The sequence below is a fragment of the Butyrivibrio sp. LC3010 genome, assembly GCF_000424385.1.
Classification (GTDB): Bacteria; Bacillota; Clostridia; order Lachnospirales; family Lachnospiraceae; genus Butyrivibrio.
The window spans coordinates 1-18,380 of the sequence record NZ_AUJU01000046.1 but is presented as its reverse complement, the minus strand read 5'-3'; the positions used below and the strand labels follow the sequence as shown (position 1 = coordinate 18,380).

Here is an 18,380-nt window from a genome sequence, read left to right as displayed (position 1 = left end):
GTATGACCATACGGCTGATGATTATATAAAAAAGAAGCTCTCCGATAGATTGTATAAACTTCATGATGGCACTGAAGTACAAAGAGACTGGTATTCATCATTCCTGCTCTATTGCTATGAACCTAAAACGCAAAATATAGATAAAGACAAATGTGCTAAGACTTTTGAGGCACAATACAATAAAGAAAAAGCCTTAATCACCTGGATCAAGGCATATAAAATCAAGATATTAAACAGTGGAATTAACGTAGCTTAACAACTTAATAATCAGGGAGATTGACTATACTTCCTTGCTGAAAAGCAGAAATTTACCGCTAATGTGGTCGTTGGACTGCTTGGTAATGAAAGTCCTGATTCAAACAGATTTACACTTGTAACTCCAAAGTCTGAAAATGATGTACGATTACAAGCTACGCTTGCCAATCAGAACCCCACGGGCTTGCCCATGGGTATAGTCAGTTTAATTCGCTTGCTATGTATCCCCTTGGTACTAAAACTGTACATTTCATTAGTCCCCACATATATTTAGAATAATAAATTTGAATTTGAGCGATTGACTTGCGCTATAACGAACCATGGCGAGTGGAACATTTTACTGTATTATCCTCGAACGTAGGAATTGTCCGATACCGTATACTGGTAAATGTTCTTTCTTTTCATTCATACCGATTTGACCTTCTTGTTGTACCTGATATTATTTCATCCCGCTTTTTCTTTACCTTATCTAGCATAGATGCATCCAATTTTCTTAGAAACTCCTGCATCGAAATCTGTCCAACTTTTCTAATTTCCTTAAGTTGTTCTGAATCTTTTATCTTTCTCTCTGCCTCGCTTTTAGGATATCCTTGCCCAAATGGTTCCGAGAAAAGAGCTTCTATTGTTTTTTCAAGATTTTCAGTACCTGACCATGTATAATCTTCACCTAATGGTAATGATATCGCATTTCCGTTATTGATCTGAGCAAATAAATAGGCATCCTTTGGTGTCGGTGCATACCCGCAAATGACGCCTGGCATGCTGTTACAAGCAAGCATCATTCCCTGCCCGGAAGAACAGCCTGTTACAACGAAATCTACTGTCTTTCTTTCCAACAAAATACCTACAAGAATAGAAATCTCTATATATGAGTATTTTTCATTTTCTTCCATCGTGCAGCCAAAATTTATAACCTCTGCACCCTTCGGTGCATGCTTTGTTACTGCATCATAAATCATTTGATTTTTAGCCGCTTGCGAACTTGCTTGAATAACTCCGATTCTCATACTTTCCCCTACAAATTCAGATATGAAAGTTTACCGATATATTAGACAGAATTTTTGCCTGCCTTATTTTTCTTCATACTTCCTTAAATATGTCATATTGCAATTTTATTCCGCCCCAAAAGGCTGTCGATGCAATTATAATAAGCGGTATATAAAACAGAAACCGTTTTGCTGGAATAGATAATCTACAAAACCCGTATTTTTCACCAAGTTTATTTTTTTGAATCCAGAAAAACAAAATCAAAGACATTGCTATGTGAAGCACAGCTGTTATAGATTTTGTAATGCCAATGTTCTCTGAAAACTGATCTGCCAAACTGCTCAGAACAACATAAGCAACAATCCACAGGATTGCAAAAGTAATCTCACTTTTCTTATATATTTTTGTCATTTTCAATTCCCCAATCTGTCTTTCATAGTCCGTTTTTTTCATCGTAAAGGCGGATCGCCTTCTGTGATACCCCCGCCTTCTTTGCCATTTCACCAGATGTCATTTTCTTCTCCATTTTCGGAACTTCCTTCTTGTTTATAAACACACCTTAAGGGGTTCCCTAAGGGAAGAGTCAATGTTTTTTTTAAATACTTATAGTTAATTATCTTTGAAAATATCTTACTTGTGCAAGTTGTACCGCATCATCAATCATTTCATTGCCTGCACGATCAGAATACTTAAGGTAATCTTTTACCCTATCAGCAGCTACCAGCTCTCTCCCATACACTTTTCCTGTAGCCGGATCAATATGACTCTCATAAATATCTTTTATCTTCGCTATCATTCTTACCTGAGCATACTTATCCGAATTATCCTTCACCAATAAATACCCAAGATAATGGATATCTTCCAGTTCAATATTTAATTCTTCAATATATTCCCGTTTCAATGTCTCTTCAAAAGTTTCAGCATTTTCAGGCTTTCCACCGGTCAATTTGAATTTTCCGTCCTCAATCCTCAAGACAACCAGGTTATCTGCTGAAAATGCTATTCCATAAACCTGTTTTACCGGTAACTGGTCAGGAACAGAATCCTTAAACCATGTAAAGTCAGCCATAATGCAATCCCCATAGTATGATTTCCATATTAAGAAAAAGACGGCAAGTCTTTTAACTTACCGCCTATAATTGTCTGAAGTCACAATGAGTATTATACTAAATTCTGAAAATTATTTCAAAGACATCACATATATCTGACAGGGATTTGCCTCATCCCAAAGAAGCGGGAATACTTCCAGCTCCTTGAAACCACAGCTTATATAAAAGAGATTAGTCCTGTCATAGTCCTCATACATTCCCATCTTCACAGTCTTAACCTGCATGAATTCATACCCTTGAGATCTGGCAGTTTCTTTAGCCCTTTCTACGAGCTGCCTGCCAAGACCGCTCCTGTGATGATTCTGTAAAACACCCATAACAGCCAGTTCGACAGTAGCCATTCCTGTTTCTTTTAAGCAGAGGAATCCCACATATTCATCTTCTTCCTTTGCTGCAAAAAACGTCCAATTGGCGCTCCCGGAAATATATTCCTCTCTGCTCTCTTCTATGCCAAACCAATCAGTAAGAGCCTCCAGTACCTTTCTTGCGATAGCTTGTTTTTCATTTGGATTTTTAATCTCTATGATCATTTTTCTATATCCTTTCATACCACTTTTTCATAGTTTTTCTTCATCTCTTTAAGATTCTCTATGATAAATTGAAGTTCAGGTAAAATCTATTTGGATTCTTTGAGCAAACCCTGTCCCCATCAAACCTGGCCTGATTATGAATTATATAACTCTGTCCGATTATTATCATCATGATAATAGCAATAACTGCTATTAATATCTCTTTCTTTCTATTCATGCCACTCCTGTAGATTCCCCTCATAAAACAGTTAACTGATATACTATCATCGCAGCTATTCCAATAAGTACACTAAACACCATAGGAACATTCAAAAGGCTGTGTACTCTTACGCCTGCATCAGTGGCTGCATCTAAATTGTCCTTTCTGGCAAAAGAGCTCTTGAAAGCCTCAAGGTTTCCCTGATTATTGGCAATTGCCTTAAGCAGTAGCCAAACCAGAAATACACATATTACTGAAATAAATCCATAAAGTATTACTGAATATAGCATGATGCCTGTCTGGCTTCTTACGGCCTCCTGTTCCTGGACAATATCTATATTCTGTGCCTCCAGGCTAAGCTGCATAGCTAAAAAGATCGATACATTTACAAAATTGAAAAGGGAATGCATTATAACAGAAGTCCAGGTGCTGCCACTGGCATGATTGGCAAGGGCAAAAATCACCCCAAGCACAAAAGCATAGCAAAACTGATTAAAGTTTAAGTGCATGATTCCAAACAATAGTGCGGATACAACAGCAGCCTTTATAATCGGGAAAATACCTTTTAATCCGTCAAATAAAAAGCCTCTGAAGGCAATCTCTTCACAAATCGGTGCCATAACTGAGACAACTATAAGTGCCAGTATGGCTGGGCCCCCTAACATGTCACTGGAATTCTGGACAACAGTATTTTTAACAAATAGCTGAGAAAATAGATTTGTAAAAATATATATTGGTGTAGTTGCCAGTGTCAGAAGAACTGAAAGCAAAACCGTAGTAATTTTAATTTTATGAAAGCCAAGTCTCTTAGAGATATTATCACCCTTGGACTTTATATAAATGATAGTTGGCAAAAGTATTGCAATCTCGCATAAAACAGTACACATTGTAGATGGCAGCTGGATTCCCATATTGGGGAGAATCAGACTCAGTGTATATATTACTATATTTCCCAATAACAAAATAACATATACCACACCCATTGAATTTATTTCATGTTGCTTCTCCATCTCAGTTTCCTCCTATATCGTATCTCTTTTATTTAATATGTATATTCTTATAGCTACTCAATAATTTTCTCAGGCCATTTACATATCCCAACCTCAAGAGCACGTTCTTCTTTAAGGTGAAAATCTGCATATTTGCAGTACCAACAGCCTTGTATTGAGGGTATGGCATCCTCTCTTGGTGTATATGCAGGACAGATATCCTCCGGCCAGACGCTTCCATCTCTTTTGGGTACTTCATATCTATTTGAATTTATTTCCATTTACCGCTCTTTCCTCCTCATAAATAGCACTTACTTCTTTGCTCATATACAATCTAACACGCATAAAAAAACAGACCCTTCCGAACACGGATAAAGGTCTGTTTTACACTGTATTGTTTTACATGGCGTCACATTTAAGTGCCTCAATGATACTGTCATTCCTACCGTAATGTTTTTCTCGAGACCTTCTGAACTCTGGCTGCAGCTGCTTCCGGAGAGATGTCGCCTTTTGCCAGATCTTCAAGGGCATCACGAACGGCTATATAAAGGTCTTCATAAGGTATTATCCTTGATCCAGCAACATTTGTTTTACCGTTTTCAACGATGTACTCAAGGTTCTTTTGCCCATCCTCATTAAGCCCCTGTACATTCAGTTCCATGTCAGTTCTGGAGGGCATGTACTCAAGATACTGGTTTACAAGAATCTCCTGCCCTTCATTAACAAGATAATTCATCCAGCGAAATGCTGCTTCCTTATCTTTTGACTCTGGATTCATACAAAGAATCACATCTGTAGCAGCTGTTACCGGTGCTACTGCGCCATCACTATTCCAATCTATAAGGAAAACTTCATGATCCGCCCCTTCGCCATTAAAATTGGCGTAGGTCATCTCATCGGTTCGTGTATACATATTCATAGCCCAGGAACCATTTGCAAACATTGGGATACTACCCTTGAGCTGAAACATATCATTAATGTCGTCATACAGCGTCATTTTTATGGCTTTGTCCTGAAACACTCCGTTACTGAAACTCTCCTGCCATATCCTGAAGGATTCTATAATAGGCTCTGTTTCAAAGGATGCCTTGCCCTCTATGGCATCATATAATGCATCCATGTCACAGTCAGCTGCTATAGACATCCACATATCCTGATCAAGCCATGCGTCCTTTGCTCCGATTGCCAGCGGATAACTTCCGTTTTCGCGAAGTTTATTGCAAGTATCCAACATTTCTTCATAATTTGTCGGTACTTCGCAGCTGTATTCCTTAAGCATATTTATGTCTGCCCACATATACCCTGCATAGGTCTGTCCCAATGGCAGTCCGTAGATACAACCATTTTCATCACTTATATCTTCTATGCATGAACTAAAGAACTTATTCTGCCAGTCCTGCCCCCAGGCCTTAACACAATACGATGTAAGTTCTTCCTCAAATGCTCTGGTGGTATCAAAATCTGTACCGGTAGAGATACCAAAAACATCAGGGCCACTGTTTCCCATCAGTTTTACCCTGAGGTGATTTTGGTAATCCCCAGCACCCTCAAAAACATATTTGATCTTTATATCAGGGTTTTCTTTTTCAAATGATTCTATAATTTTGAAGATAGGACTATTTGGGCCGACATCAGCAGGGTTCCAGGTCATAAAGGTTACCGTAGTTACTCCTTTACCGGTGCCTGCTCTGCACCCGGCGATAAAAGCTGCACATATGACTATAGATAATAAAAACAATGCTACTCGTTTCATATGATCATTCTCACCTTAAACTTATTGTCCTCAGCAATATATCTTATTTCACTATTTGTCTTCTGTACAAAATCCAGAACGCTGCGGGTTCCGATGCCATGTCCAACCTCGGTTGTGATCGGGTATCCCTCCTCGTTGAGTGTAATCTTTCCATCACAGGAATTGACGATTTCAAACAATAGCTGCTGCTTAAACCTGGCTGTAATCTCGATAAAACGGTCATTTTCCGGAACCTTTTCGCAGGCATGGATTGCATTCTCAAAGAGGTTACTAATAGCAATAGCAAGCTGCATCTCATCTACGCCCGGCTTATAAGGTATGTTCGCTGATACCTTTACCTTGATGCTTTTTTTCTCTGCAACTGCTACATAATGCATGATAGCTGCATTGACTGTTGGATTCTCGCAATAGCGCTGTCCTGTGCTTGGCTCCTGAGACAGCCTTTCCTCAAGACATTTTCTGGCCTCATCCACTTTACCATCCTGGATCAGAGATAAAATAAGAGCCTCAAAATGTCTCCTGTCATGTCGCATTGCCCTGTCCTGACTGAGCATCTCTTCTGTGGCACCAAGACGTTCCTTCATACTGTCTGCCGCCATTTCCAGCATGGCAGCATCAGCCTTCAATTTGTATTCCCGTTGTTTAAGAACAGTTGTATCCACCAGGGCATATAGCTTTCCAATTAGTTCGCCATCTGCATAAAGTTCTTTTTCTTCCGGAGAAAAGAACCTTTCACCTATTGCCAGGGTATCTCCTTTTACAATAGCCTCCTTAAGACGATCCACAACACTTTCTGCGTCTTTTGTTATCTCCGGGAACAGCTCTTTTACATGCTCGTTATAGTACTGAAGCCTTCCGTCCGGTTCCATGGCGATAACTCCTTCAGAGAGCCTGTCCACAATGTATTCCCTTGCCATGTCAATAATTCCCAAAAGGTTATATCTGAATATTGCAATGAACATGGAAATCGTAACTGCCACATTTCCAAATACAGATATGTCAAAAAAGTAAGTGACAAAGAATATATGCGTGATCTGGCAGATAAAAAGCACAGCCTCAATGAGGAACCCTGAAATAATTATCAGGGCACGCTTTTTCGCGATTTTTCCTCTGTAGCTTTTAAGGCTCTTAAACAGCAGAAAAAATACGGTGATGATAACAGCCACCTGAACCTGCATAAACACCTGATGTACGATTCCGCTTCTATGCAAAAGAACTGGGAAAAGCCCATCCTTATCAAACCAAGTCTTTGAATAATACAGATTGTGATTTTCCAGTGTAAATACTGTCACATAAACCAACACGTTAAAAAGCACAAATGCCCTTACCAAAAGCTTTGGAACCCTTAGATGACAGAACTCTACTGTAAACATAAAAAGAGAGAATATGATCCATACTCTCCCGGCATACGAAAATTTCAGCGCAGCAATATATTCATCCTCGGTCTTCGCTAAAAGCTCTAATAGGTAACCTGTATTATTTACCAGCATCACCATACAGTTAATGAACAAATATCCATGAAGTTTATTCTTGAGGTTCTTAAATACAATGAACCCTTCAAGGAGCATGGCAAAGATACTGATAATGATGGCATATAAAAGAAAATCATGCATATATCTTTACTCCAATCTGTAATCCATATATTTGTCAGCAACCTCGGCATATCTGCTCTTGGAAACAGGCACCTCTTCCTTATTTCGAAGAGTTATGTCTGCCTTTGTAAGCTTATCAATGGCTCCGAGATTTACGCTTATGGACTCATGACACCTAATAAAATCTTGGCTGGAGTGATTCTCATCCATATATTCAGAAAAGCCTATCCTGAGGGTTGGAGTCGAAACCACCTCACCGTCTGCCATATGATAGCTGACCACATGGTTGCGGTAATCGATATACATTATGTCATCAAGCCTTAAGGAGCACAGACCGCCCTTTATTTTCACCGTTACAGATCTTTTATCATCTGCCTGAACCCGGGACAAAGCAAGGTCAAGGGTTGAAAAAAGCTTGTCCTTAGCCACGGGCTTTACTATATAATTTATGGGATTTACATCAAAAGATTCCAGAGCGTATGAACTCTCAGATGTGGCGAATATTATCTGTGCATCCGGCTGATTCCATCGCAGTTCTCTCGCCGCCTGGATTCCTGTCAACATAGGCATTACTATGTCTAGCAGATACACCTGCGGTCTGAAACTCTCGCATTCCTGGATCAGTTTATCCGGATGGTCGAATACCCTGACTTCCGCATGGATTTCTTTTCCCTCAAGATATTCAGATAAATAGCCATGAATTCGCTCTCTGTCGGATCTGTCATCATCACATATTGCTATACGAAGCATTGTGAATTTTCCCCCTGTATTTCCATTCCATCATTTGTAATTATATCACCATAGCCAATAGTGCAGCTGTTTTATCCCAATCATTGTTCAGGCATGATCTTTGTGGGATGGGCCTTTGATATATATATCATACCATCATAAAGAGTCTCAGGCGATTGCCAAATCCTGTATGCCATGGGAAGAATCGCCATAACCGGGGAATATCAGTCACTATAAAGGCTGTAATTATGATAATTGGCAGCTTATTCTTTTTAGTCTTTGTTTTCATCTCAATTTTTTCCCCTTATATCGTATCTCTCTTTGTGAATATGAACGTTCCCATGACAGAGTATAATATCAGCCCTATCACAATAACCACGATTATATTCACATAGGAAACAGATACTCCGCTAATTCCAAGGTCTTTAGTCTTAGTCACAATAAAGTTCCTTGAAAGACCATATTTATCCATAAAGCCCGCAAGGGCCGGGATCCTGGACACGAGCTTTGTTTCAAGAAAACTAATAAGCATTCCGTGAAGATTTGCTGAACCAAAGATAGTAATAATGGTTGGTATGATGGTATTTCTGGTAATTTCATAAAGAGCCATCATAGCGATGCCAAATACTGTATGAAGCATCACTTCGAATGTTATGAAGCTTATAAGTGAGTCAATACGGCCAAAGTAAATACCCGGTGCCCAGAAAAGACTTCCAAACCATGATGCAACAAGTTCCCCCAGAAACATAAAAAGGGAGTACAGAAACACCACCGGGATCTTAGCAAAAAAAATGTTCTTCTTCCCGCTGCGGGTCGTCAGAAGGTTTTTTAAAAATCCGCTCTTTCTCTCTTCTTCTGAAAAAACAATTGCGAATACACCTACCATGATCAGAACGTATCCGGAAGATGCAAAGCTTGCATAGAACTCTCCGAAGGTTGAAGCAGACTCGGTTTCCATTCCTGCCAGAAGTCCGGTCAAAATTACAGTGGTTAAAAGCATCACATAAAAAACTCTTGTTTTAAATAATCTGTATAGGTTCATTTTTATAAGATTTAGCATGCCTTCTGTCCTTTCCTGATAATATCCAAATAGAATTCTTCGAGAGAATCAGCCTCGCCAATATAGCTGTTCTTTAACTCCTCAGCAGTTACCTCTGTTACAAGCTTTCCTTCTGAAATGATGCCAAATACCGTCGCAACCTTCTGAAGTTCTCCAAGTATATGGCTTGATATCATAATCGTCATGTTCTTTTCTTCATTAAGCCTCTTTATAAGCTCTCTCATCTCGATTATTCCCTGGGGGTCAAGTCCATTAATTGGTTCATCCAGTATGAGAAACTCAGGGCTTCCCAGTAGAGCCATGCCAATTCCAAGCCTCTGCTTCATGCCCAGGGAAAACTTTCCTGCCTTCTTTTTGGGTTCTCTTGACAATCCTACAAAATCAAGAATGTCCAGTATTTCTTTCTGGTCATGTAATCCCATTGAAATTGCTCTAAGTTTCATGTTGTCAAAAGCATTGAGATACCCGTATATTCCCGGACTCTCAATAAGACATCCGACCTTTGTAAGGTAATTATCGCCTGCAGTAACTTCAATCTCTCCACTGGTCGGAGTTGCGAATCCGACCAGCATCTTCATAAGTGTTGTTTTTCCTGCTCCGTTGGGACCAATGAGACCGTAAATCTCACCTCTGTCAATGTGAATATTCATATCCTTAACAGCCTCAAAGGAACCGTATTGTTTAGTCAGATTTTTTGTTTCCAGATAACTTCTCATTTTGTTCCTTCCTTTCTCTGCGAAAACAGTCATTTCTTCATATGCCTACTCTAACACGCAAAGAAAAACAGGCCTTAGCGTACACCGCATTAGGCCTGTTTTGCACTGCATTTACTAATTCCGCGAGAATAGCATATCCGCTGTCTTTTCCAGTTTCATTTTAACCATCCACGGAAAGTAGAGTACTGCGGCTAAAAAATTTCACATAACATCGCATTTAAGTGCCTTCATTCCATATTGCATCATCAGTCTCGCTATGCCTGTGCCCTGCCTGGAAGGCGTAACAGCAAGTCTCGCCAATTCTCCCCCAGGGAATAGATTTCGATCCCAGCATTCCAGCCTGTCCACGTCTTCATCTATCTCTATGGAAATTGCAGATATGATTGCATCATTCTCTTTCATGACAAACAAAGCATCTCTTGAAAGATCAAAATCTATAGTTTCTGTAGAAGGATAGTCCTCATCCCATGCGCAAAACTCTCTTCCAACCTGCTCTTTGTATAAAGTCATTAACTGCTCTCTGTCACTGTCTGTAGCTAATACTATGTTATTGGACATTTTCTCAATCCCCTTGTTTTTGATAAAAACTGTAGTGGTATTTATTTCTGAAACCGAGTCTGGAATAAAAATCCATGTCTGATATTACAAAAGCTCTCTTAGCACCTAACCTTTTTGCCCTACTCAGCGCTTCATGAATTACAGCCTTAGCTACTCCTCTTCCCCTATAGCTTGGGATAGTACAGACAGGCTCTACATACACGTAGTCCGTCTTGGGGTTATACCATAGACCGCATATGGAAATGAGTTCTCCCTCCTCATTGCATGCAGCCACACAGAGATCCCTGTTAAAGTGCCTACGCGCCCTTGGGGTAGCGATCCCTTCTTTTTCAAACTTTTGTTTATCTTCTCCGTGATCAAACCCTTGCCAAAAAAGCCATGATAGCTCATAAATATCCTTAACAGGATTCGGGTTCACAAACTTAAGGCCCTCTGGCAAAGGAGCTCCAAATTCCCTTTCCAGGTCCAGCTCCATGATATTTTCTGTTTGCTCATTCCTGATAAAGCCCTTGTTTAAGACCAAATCTATTTCATCTGTGTTGTCATCGCAGACTGCAAGGGAAAATCCAGAATCATCCATGAGATTGGTGCAGGCATAATCTAATATTTCAGGATATAACTGCTTATAATCAGGTAAGACTCCACAAAATCCCTCACCGAAATACATATCATAGATTGCTGCACCAACAACGTTACCATCATCAAGCCAAAGCCCAATGGACTCAATCAATTCCTTATTGAATTCCGGATGCTCATACATCCACTCAAATCTCGCCCAGTTCCAATTAATATGGCTTGTATCTCGAGCATTTAGTTCTATAAGGAAATCACATACTGCCTCATAATCATTATCTGCATATTTCTTGAAATACATTATTCCTACTCCTTATACACAATAAACCTGGGACCCTCTTCTCCGATCTCTCCACTCACTTCAAATCCACATTTCATCAGCACCCTTTGAGACGCCGAATTGTCAGGATCTGTCTCTGCCTCAACCGCCACTATTTCCGGATGTTTAAATGCCCATTTTATTGCCAGGCTCACAGCCTCTGTTGCATAGCCATGTCCCTGAAACTCATCTAAAATTCCGTATCCGATTTCAGGATTTTTCTCCTCAAGCCCCTTGAAACACAGATCTCCGATATGTGTTCCATCTGTCTTTTCAATCATCCACATGGCATACCAGTCCCACTGATCCGGATGCGTAAGGCACCCCTCCAGCATTTCACCATATGCCTTCTTAAGCTCATCATCCTTTTCCGCCTGGATTATTCTTTCCATCTGCTCCCTACTAGCGGGATATATCTTTATTCTTTCTGTTTTTATCATCATTCTCCTCTTTATTTCTCCTGATTTCATATTATCTTAAAACCAAAAACAGACCTACCTTTACACGGATATAGGTCTGTTTTACACTACTTTTAATTCTGCTATAGCATCTGACAAAACTCGCTGAGTCTATGCGTATTATCTTCTGAAGGTTTATCTTTCGGATCAATGAAAATCGCAGTCGCGGCAAAGCTGGTGATTCCAATGCAGTCCTTTAGCTTAGAAAAAGCTCTCTCTGCCCCGGAACCGCTTTGGCAGGCAAATGCAGCTATAGTCTTATTTTTCAAGTTCTCTTTATTCTCCAAAATAAACGTCCGAAGCGGAGGCGTGAACGTTCCTGCCCAAACAGGAAATCCAAAAATAATCTCATCATAAGCTGACACGTCCAGATCGTATGCCTCAAGCTCGGGCTTTTCTGCCATAACAGCACTCTTCCCACCCCAGAAAAACTTTGAGAATCCACTGGTCGAATACGCTTTCTTTGGAACAAGTTTTAATTTATCTGCTGGAAGTACCTTTGCCAGTTCATCTGCTATATACTCTGTGTTACCTTCTAATGAGAAAAAAATTATAATCCTTTTCATGCCAGAACCTTTCTTGCTTTGTTGCACCATTTCAAATATGCCTCATAGGTTTCTATTCCAAACAGTATCGTAAGATAGAAATAAACATGATCTTCTTCATCAAGTGCTTTTTCAATATTAGCCTTATATACCTGTAATACCTTAAGGTCAGCCTTTATCTGTTCTTCAAAGACTTCTATATTCCTAAGTGCTGTCTCTTTACTTTCAACCCCTCCGAAAAACAGTTTCATCAAAGTCTCATATTTAAGATCGTTGCTTGCCTTCTCGTCTCTTACCCATGCTCTGAGTATCTCTTTTCCCTGACCGGTAATGCTGTAAATGATCTTCTCCCGGCCGCCACTGTCATTACCCTTAAGGCGCCTTACGCTGCCCTGTTTTTCCAGTTCCGCAAGAGCGGGATAAATGCTACCAAAGCTTCCCTTCCAGAAGAACCTTATACTTCCGTCGATCTGTTTTTTTATATCATATCCGGTCAGATCATCATGGGATAACAAGCCCAGAATCACCATGTCTATCTTTCTGTCTTTGGCCATTATTTCCACCTCCAACAGTATTTTAGAACTTTTTTCGGACATTCATCAACACAAGCTCCGCACAATATGCACTCGGTGCACTTTGAATTGCTGCCTCCCTTTGCCATATGTGCGACGTCAAGCCCCATTGGACATGCCTTTGAACACCTGTTACATGAAATACAGTCCGCTGCAGATGCTTCAACATGAAGCTGGGGGACATGAAGAAAACGACCTATGCTGCTCCCAATCACCATAAATGGCGCCATCCAGCAAAGATAATGGCAAGTTGCTCTCCTTCCATGTATCAGTGACGGAAGAACCAATATCAGAAGTACTCCGTAATAGATAATATAGTTATGTATTTCTGTCACTGAAATACCGTGATCTGTCATGAAAAACGGATCTATGGTTACATGGTTTTTCCCGAGGATGAAAGTCACAACTATAGCGGAGATCCACAGTATCCAGATAACGTATTTAATCTTATTCCTCCAGCCCTGCTTCGCGGACTTATCATTGCATCTTGCTACACATTCCTGTAGCCCTCCTGCAGGACAGAGATATCCGCAAAAGGCACGTCCAAAGGACACCGAAAAAATAAGCAAGCTCATAAAGACTATAAAGCTTCCGTTCATGATATGTTCTGATGCTGCCATGATTATCAGGTATGGTGAAAAGTACCACGCTGTTATTGGAAACAGCAGGAATGATATGAAAATAATCGTTCTTCTTATTGTCTGACGCTTCATTGAACACTCCTTCGCATATATCAATTAGATATATCATTTTGATATATATTATACCTCAGAATACTTCATGTCAACAGATGAAATAACTGTTGCAATGGCCGCTCCTTTTAATCCATAGACTCTGATCATGAAGGGATCTGCAATGGCGTTAAATACTGCCGGAATTATCATACCTATCATTTGAAAAACAGACCCTCATTCACTTATCAGGGTCTGTTTTATTACTGAAGCTTATCAAGTTCTTCTTCAAAGCTCTTTAAAACTTTGAGCATATCATCCTGCATTTCTTCAGAGATTTCATCCATGATTTCAGAAAACTTTTCTCCCATTGTCTCATGTTTTTTCCTGTGTTCTGCCCTGGCCTTCTTCCCAAGCTTTGTGAGATACAGATTAAGCTCTGAATCAGAGTTTGGAGAAACTCTTTTCTCCACAAGTCCCTTATCAACCAGTTTGTAGACCATCTGGGATGCAGCACCTTTGGTAATCCCACGCACCTTTGCAAGACCTGTCACACTGATTCCTTCCTGATCACCTATTATCGCCACTGTATGAATCTCAGGCTGAGTCAACATAAGCCCTTTGCAGTACTTCTGAGGTTTCTTTTCAAACTGTGTATATTTATGGATTATCCGTTCCATTTGCCATGCAAGCTCTCTGTAATCCTTCATATCAACCCACTTCTTTTTGGTTATTAGTAAATATGTCTCTCACAATTATACCCAGGTAATAATCGCCTTACAATCTACATATGCTCCTTATAGTATTCCAAAAACTCCGGAGTTTTTGACCAGTATTTTATTCCCCAGTTCTCGAAGTTCCACTCTTCCATATAATCATTGCACTCATAATCAATATAGAAAAGCTCTCCATCATGAACAACAAAATTCGTCGGGAAATAATCAATATTGGTCTTTGCAGGATATAGGAGTTCACACATTGCTTTTACCTGTCTTATATATCAGGGTCCATCTGATCTTAACTAGCAGATATATGCAATACGCCAGAAGCACTGCAAACTGGATAGTTCCAACTATTATGTTCAGTTTCATATCACCTTCATTCGTGATGAAACCGCAGAAATCATGAAATGCATGTAGCAAAATGCATGGCCAGATACTCTTTGTCCTGAGGATCACAAAAGCCATTACAACTCCGTAGGTAAATGCAAACGCCATCTGCAAAAGTGTTTCTGCAAGTCCAGCCCCACCCATTACATTCAGCAGATGACTCATTCCAAAAAGAACTGATGAAATAATGATGGCCTTTGTCTCCTTTTCTTTCCACATATTGCAAATGATGCCCCTGAAGTATAGTTCCTCTGTCAGTCCTATCCCCAGTGTAAATATAAGGTTAGGAATAAACAGTCCGCTGTCATCAGACATGATTCCACCGGCAAAAGCAGCCAGGGCCACAATTATAAGTGGAACGTAATACAAAAACCTTGTAGCCATACCGCTCACGGGCTTCTGAAAGCCAAGCCCTCTAAGACTGTGATCCTTGACAAGAAAAAATGCAATTGCTACTAATGCACAGCTCCATATAATAGCCGCCTGTGCTGTAATAGCCTTAAGACCCTCAAGCTGTCCCATGACCACCGCAGCCCCCTGGGCAAAGTAGAACAAAAGAACCGTAACTGTTGCTAAAACTGTATTCCTTACTAAATGCTTTGACATAATCCCTCCTGAAACACATGATTTATCTCATTTTGTAGATCACAATTCCCTTTGCCACAATCATCAGAAACAGCATTGAAACTCCATAGGCTTCCCTGCCCATTGCGAGAAGAAGTACTGCGGTAATTCCCACTATCACTGATATGGCTGTAATGATCCTGCTTCCCCTTTCCTGCCTCAGTCTTGTCAAAAGAATCTTAACTACTCCGATGATTACCAACAAAATAAAAACAGCCCAGTAGAGCATACACTTCAGTCTTCCTGCCTGAACATAATCAGGAAGACTCACCGCATAATAGACACCATCAATCCTATTGGGATATATGGGCAGGACAATCATTATCATCGCAAGCACATCTATGATTCCAAGAAGCATATCGCAAATATATCTGATATTGTCCCTATTCTCTTTTTCGGCAATCGATACCATCTTTTCTGCCGACAAAAGTTCGTCTATAGATACTGAAAAGAATCTCGATATCTCTTTTAACGAATCTATGCTCGGGTACCCACGACCTGACTCCCACTTGGAAATTGCAGTCCTTGAAACATATAAAGCCTCTGCCAGCTCTTCCTTTGTATCAACTGGGTAAGACCGATACCTGCAAATATCAGACATATGAATATAGGCACAAGTCCCAACCAGTCAGTTATGGTGTATATGACCATATGAACCCCGGTCAATTTGTGAAAATAGCAGTTGATCGTGGCAAAACCTATGTCTGTCCCATTTTGCCCGACAGGCTGAACATCAACGATTTGGATCAGTAATGTCCAGACTACAAATACAATTAAATACAATGCTCCAAATAATAAACTCTTAAATCCTTTTCTTTTCATTTCTCATAATCCTTTCTGTTTTGTTCGCGAGGCTATATGAACCGTAACAAGAATCATGAAAAAACTAAAGAAACGCTTGGTGACATGTATGACACGATTCGTATCATCTGCATAAACAAGCCTATCACACAATAAAAATATGGTCGTCATCTACACGGATAACGACCTAAAAATCACTGATATTATATTTCTTGATTTCTCACTCTGTTGGAAGTGAGAGTGCTTTTTCATTAGACTCCATCACTGTGACATAGTTACATCTTGCTTTAGAATCATAATCGCCAAGATAATCCTCCCACACAGGAGCTTTTCCTTTGCATCCGGACTTTACAAACTTTTCAATATCGCCGTAATAATCTATCTTTCTAAGCAGATGAGCATAAGATGCCATAAGTAGTCGAAACTGTTCTCTGACCTTTATTTCTCTGTCTTTAAGCAGTTCCATCATATTATCTATCGCCTCGTATCCGGTGTCCTCATATTTGAAAAATGCCACTATATCAGACATCGTCATTCCCGCACCTTTAAAACAATTGATCGCATTAAGTTGATCTATATGCTCACGCTTATAGACGCGCTTACCTGAAGCATTACGCGCTACTCCTTTTAATATCCCGATTTCTTCATAATATCTCAGCGTGGATGACGGAATCCCAAGATCTTTTGAAACATCCGAAATCGTATATTCATTCATATTCTTCACGTATAATCCAATCATGTTAGAAAAGTGATTGGATTCTTCCTTTCTCCCAGGTTCTCTGGGCTACTTCTAATCCTTTTCTGATATATTTATCTAGGCACTGTGGATCTGTTTCTATATTATTACAGCTTTGACTGGTACGAGGTGACTCAGACCACAGCTTTTCGTCTAATACTGGTAATTAGTTTGTTAACGCTTGACGTTTAGATTTACGTGATTACACAGTCGATCTCTCTGTGGTAGACAACAGTGCCAACTATAATAATCAGGAGGTTTTATCTAATGTCTATGTACTTTGCTGGAATTGATATTTCCAAGTACAAACATGATTGCTGCATTATAGCTGCAGCCGATCAATCTGTAGTTGCTAAATTCACTTTTAAAAACAATAAAGAAGGATTTGATCAACTACTCACAACTATTAACTCTTTATCCTCACCTGAGGACATAAGAATAGGGTTTGAATCAACATCTCATTATGCCCTGAATCTTGAGCTTTTCCTTGAAAACGCCTCGCTAACGTTCATGGAAGTAAATCCAGTCTTGATATCGGAATATAAAAAATCGACCACTCTAAGGCGTACAAAAACCGATTCTGTTGACTGTGAATCCATTGCTCGATGGTTAATGACTGTTGAGTACAAACCCCATTCAAAAGGATTTTATCACGCTTATTCCTTAAAGTCATTAACTCGTCTCCGTGACAGGCTTGTTCGTCAAAGATCCTTATATCTTGTTAAACTCACAAATGTTCTTGATCATACATTTCCGGAGTTCAAGCCATTCTTTAATGAACGTTTTTCTAAAACAGCTCTATATCTGTTAGAAAACTACGGCTCTGCTGAGAACATGTCTGCCATGAACGAAACTGACTATAATGAAATACGTCGCATATCTCATGGTAAGTTTTCTCCTCAACAGTTCCTTGAATTGAAACGTTTAGCTACTGATACTGTTGGCATCAATAATTCTATATTTGATGTCGAACTTGAAAGTTTACTGTCCCTTTACAAATCCTTGGCCAAAGAAATCAATACACTTGAGGGTGAGATTATCAGGCTCATAAACGAAGTCCATCCTCACTTCATGACCATTCCAGGAATTGGTCCTATTTCTGCTGCAGTAATCTACGCAGAATACGGAGATATTTCCAACTTTTCATCTCCAGCACAGATGCTTGCTTTTGCTGGAATTGAACCAAGTGTAAATGATTCAGGTACTGAATCTCATGGTGGAAAGATGGTAAGGCACGGATCATCTCCATTGCGATATGTCTTGCTAAACTGCTGTCTTCCTTTAATTCGCTTCGATATGACTTTTGCAACTTACTATGCCAAAAAGCGTCATGAAGGAAAACCTCATCGGGTAGCTATAACCCATGTTGCAAAGAAACTTATACGAGTTATCTTTGCTTTAGAAAAGCAAAACATAGACTTCAATTCTAAGAAACTTCGCTAACGTCAAAAGACAGGAAAGCCGTCCACCATCTGAAATACGATGTATTCAGATG

At 39.8% G+C, this 18,380-nt stretch carries 25 protein-coding genes and 1 pseudogene; 2 read left to right on the top strand and 24 right to left on the bottom strand.

All coding sequences use genetic code 11. The features are described 5' to 3' along the window. Nucleotides 1–256, top strand: a pseudogene (locus tag G622_RS0118830) (hypothetical protein); the annotation flags it as partial. A gap of 400 nt (nucleotides 257–656) precedes the next feature. On the opposite strand, the gene G622_RS0118825 reads toward G622_RS0118830, so the two are convergent. The 24 genes from G622_RS0118825 to G622_RS23705 all read right to left on the bottom strand — a co-directional run bounded on the left by G622_RS0118825 (nucleotide 657) and on the right by G622_RS23705 (nucleotide 16,864). Then, on the bottom strand, nucleotides 657–1,262 hold the full coding sequence (locus G622_RS0118825; protein WP_026511953.1) for an RpiB/LacA/LacB family sugar-phosphate isomerase: 606 nt from the start codon (nucleotides 1,260–1,262) through the stop codon (nucleotides 657–659). A gap of 73 nt (nucleotides 1,263–1,335) precedes the next feature. Next, nucleotides 1,336–1,653, bottom strand: a complete 318-nt coding sequence (locus G622_RS23755; protein ID WP_196814243.1) for a hypothetical protein — start codon at nucleotides 1,651–1,653, stop codon at nucleotides 1,336–1,338. 22 nt (nucleotides 1,654–1,675) lie between these two features. Continuing rightward, complete coding sequence (locus tag G622_RS26950; RefSeq protein ID WP_330363676.1) at nucleotides 1,676–1,768, bottom strand: MerR family transcriptional regulator; 93 nt, start codon at nucleotides 1,766–1,768, stop codon at nucleotides 1,676–1,678. 87 nt (nucleotides 1,769–1,855) lie between these two features. Continuing rightward, nucleotides 1,856–2,311 (bottom strand): NUDIX domain-containing protein, encoded by a 456-nt coding sequence (locus G622_RS23750; protein ID WP_049945967.1) that lies wholly within the window; start codon nucleotides 2,309–2,311, stop codon nucleotides 1,856–1,858. 111 nt (nucleotides 2,312–2,422) lie between these two features. Beyond that, nucleotides 2,423–2,881 (bottom strand): GNAT family N-acetyltransferase, encoded by a 459-nt coding sequence (locus G622_RS0118805; protein ID WP_026511952.1) that lies wholly within the window; start codon nucleotides 2,879–2,881, stop codon nucleotides 2,423–2,425. A 237-nt stretch (nucleotides 2,882–3,118) separates the two neighbouring features. Beyond that, nucleotides 3,119–4,090, bottom strand: coding sequence for a type II CAAX endopeptidase family protein (locus G622_RS0118795; protein WP_026511951.1), 972 nt, complete (start codon nucleotides 4,088–4,090; stop codon nucleotides 3,119–3,121). Between the two features lie 53 nt (nucleotides 4,091–4,143). Then, nucleotides 4,144–4,350 carry a hypothetical protein gene (locus tag G622_RS0118790; RefSeq protein ID WP_044913968.1) on the bottom strand — a complete coding sequence of 69 codons (207 nt, stop codon included), beginning with the start codon at nucleotides 4,348–4,350 and terminating at the stop codon, nucleotides 4,144–4,146. 161 nt (nucleotides 4,351–4,511) lie between these two features. Next, entirely contained in the window at nucleotides 4,512–5,822 is a 1,311-nt protein-coding gene (locus G622_RS0118785; RefSeq protein WP_026511949.1) for an ABC transporter substrate-binding protein, read from the bottom strand. Beyond that, complete coding sequence (locus G622_RS24940) at nucleotides 5,819–7,435, bottom strand: histidine kinase N-terminal 7TM domain-containing protein (protein WP_026511948.1); 1,617 nt, start codon at nucleotides 7,433–7,435, stop codon at nucleotides 5,819–5,821. Before G622_RS24940 ends, G622_RS0118785 begins: the two co-directional genes overlap by 4 nt. A 6-nt stretch (nucleotides 7,436–7,441) precedes the next feature. Further along, nucleotides 7,442–8,164: a LytR/AlgR family response regulator transcription factor gene (locus G622_RS0118775; protein WP_026511947.1), complete on the bottom strand. Its 723-nt coding sequence runs from the start codon at nucleotides 8,162–8,164 to the stop codon at nucleotides 7,442–7,444. Between the two features lie 283 nt (nucleotides 8,165–8,447). Continuing rightward, nucleotides 8,448–9,185 carry an ABC transporter permease gene (locus G622_RS0118765; protein ID WP_207641183.1) on the bottom strand — a complete coding sequence of 246 codons (738 nt, stop codon included), beginning with the start codon at nucleotides 9,183–9,185 and terminating at the stop codon, nucleotides 8,448–8,450. A gap of 11 nt (nucleotides 9,186–9,196) precedes the next feature. Further along, entirely contained in the window at nucleotides 9,197–9,919 is a 723-nt protein-coding gene (locus G622_RS23740) for an ATP-binding cassette domain-containing protein (RefSeq protein WP_049945966.1), read from the bottom strand. 201 nt (nucleotides 9,920–10,120) lie between these two features. Continuing rightward, entirely contained in the window at nucleotides 10,121–10,477 is a 357-nt protein-coding gene (locus G622_RS23735) for a GNAT family N-acetyltransferase (protein WP_049945965.1), read from the bottom strand. A gap of 4 nt (nucleotides 10,478–10,481) precedes the next feature. Further along, nucleotides 10,482–11,351, bottom strand: coding sequence for a GNAT family N-acetyltransferase (locus tag G622_RS23730; protein WP_044913965.1), 870 nt, complete (start codon nucleotides 11,349–11,351; stop codon nucleotides 10,482–10,484). Between the two features lie 5 nt (nucleotides 11,352–11,356). Then, nucleotides 11,357–11,761: a GNAT family N-acetyltransferase gene (locus tag G622_RS25485; RefSeq protein ID WP_242833023.1), complete on the bottom strand. Its 405-nt coding sequence runs from the start codon at nucleotides 11,759–11,761 to the stop codon at nucleotides 11,357–11,359. Between the two features lie 149 nt (nucleotides 11,762–11,910). Continuing rightward, nucleotides 11,911–12,393: a flavodoxin family protein gene (locus tag G622_RS0118740; RefSeq protein WP_026511944.1), complete on the bottom strand. Its 483-nt coding sequence runs from the start codon at nucleotides 12,391–12,393 to the stop codon at nucleotides 11,911–11,913. Then, the gene (locus G622_RS0118735) at nucleotides 12,390–12,926 is read right to left on the bottom strand and encodes a PadR family transcriptional regulator (protein WP_022775675.1); all 537 of its coding nucleotides are present in this window, start codon (nucleotides 12,924–12,926) and stop codon (nucleotides 12,390–12,392) included. Before G622_RS0118735 ends, G622_RS0118740 begins: the two co-directional genes overlap by 4 nt. After that, on the bottom strand, nucleotides 12,926–13,657 hold the full coding sequence (locus G622_RS0118730) for a 4Fe-4S binding protein (RefSeq protein WP_026511943.1): 732 nt from the start codon (nucleotides 13,655–13,657) through the stop codon (nucleotides 12,926–12,928). Before G622_RS0118730 ends, G622_RS0118735 begins: the two co-directional genes overlap by 1 nt. 48 nt (nucleotides 13,658–13,705) lie before the next feature. Then, nucleotides 13,706–13,837: a hypothetical protein gene (locus tag G622_RS26750; RefSeq protein WP_256374535.1), complete on the bottom strand. Its 132-nt coding sequence runs from the start codon at nucleotides 13,835–13,837 to the stop codon at nucleotides 13,706–13,708. 41 nt (nucleotides 13,838–13,878) lie between these two features. Next, on the bottom strand, nucleotides 13,879–14,325 hold the full coding sequence (locus tag G622_RS23720; protein WP_049945964.1) for a MarR family winged helix-turn-helix transcriptional regulator: 447 nt from the start codon (nucleotides 14,323–14,325) through the stop codon (nucleotides 13,879–13,881). A gap of 74 nt (nucleotides 14,326–14,399) precedes the next feature. Then, the gene (locus tag G622_RS23715; protein ID WP_330363672.1) at nucleotides 14,400–14,594 is read right to left on the bottom strand and encodes a hypothetical protein; all 195 of its coding nucleotides are present in this window, start codon (nucleotides 14,592–14,594) and stop codon (nucleotides 14,400–14,402) included. Next, nucleotides 14,587–15,330 carry a CPBP family intramembrane glutamic endopeptidase gene (locus G622_RS26945; protein ID WP_026511942.1) on the bottom strand — a complete coding sequence of 248 codons (744 nt, stop codon included), beginning with the start codon at nucleotides 15,328–15,330 and terminating at the stop codon, nucleotides 14,587–14,589. Before G622_RS26945 ends, G622_RS23715 begins: the two co-directional genes overlap by 8 nt. Before the next feature lie 22 nt (nucleotides 15,331–15,352). Then, entirely contained in the window at nucleotides 15,353–15,949 is a 597-nt protein-coding gene (locus G622_RS0118705) for a helix-turn-helix domain-containing protein (RefSeq protein WP_044958103.1), read from the bottom strand. Nucleotides 15,950–16,369: 420 nt separating this feature from the next. Then, nucleotides 16,370–16,864, bottom strand: coding sequence for a MerR family transcriptional regulator (locus G622_RS23705; RefSeq protein ID WP_242833024.1), 495 nt, complete (start codon nucleotides 16,862–16,864; stop codon nucleotides 16,370–16,372). A gap of 288 nt (nucleotides 16,865–17,152) precedes the next feature. Here G622_RS23705 and G622_RS0118690 point away from each other — a divergent pair, with 288 nt between their 5' ends. Then, complete coding sequence (locus G622_RS0118690) at nucleotides 17,153–18,328, top strand: IS110 family transposase (RefSeq protein WP_026511476.1); 1,176 nt, start codon at nucleotides 17,153–17,155, stop codon at nucleotides 18,326–18,328. Nucleotides 18,329–18,380: the final 52 nt, after the last annotated feature.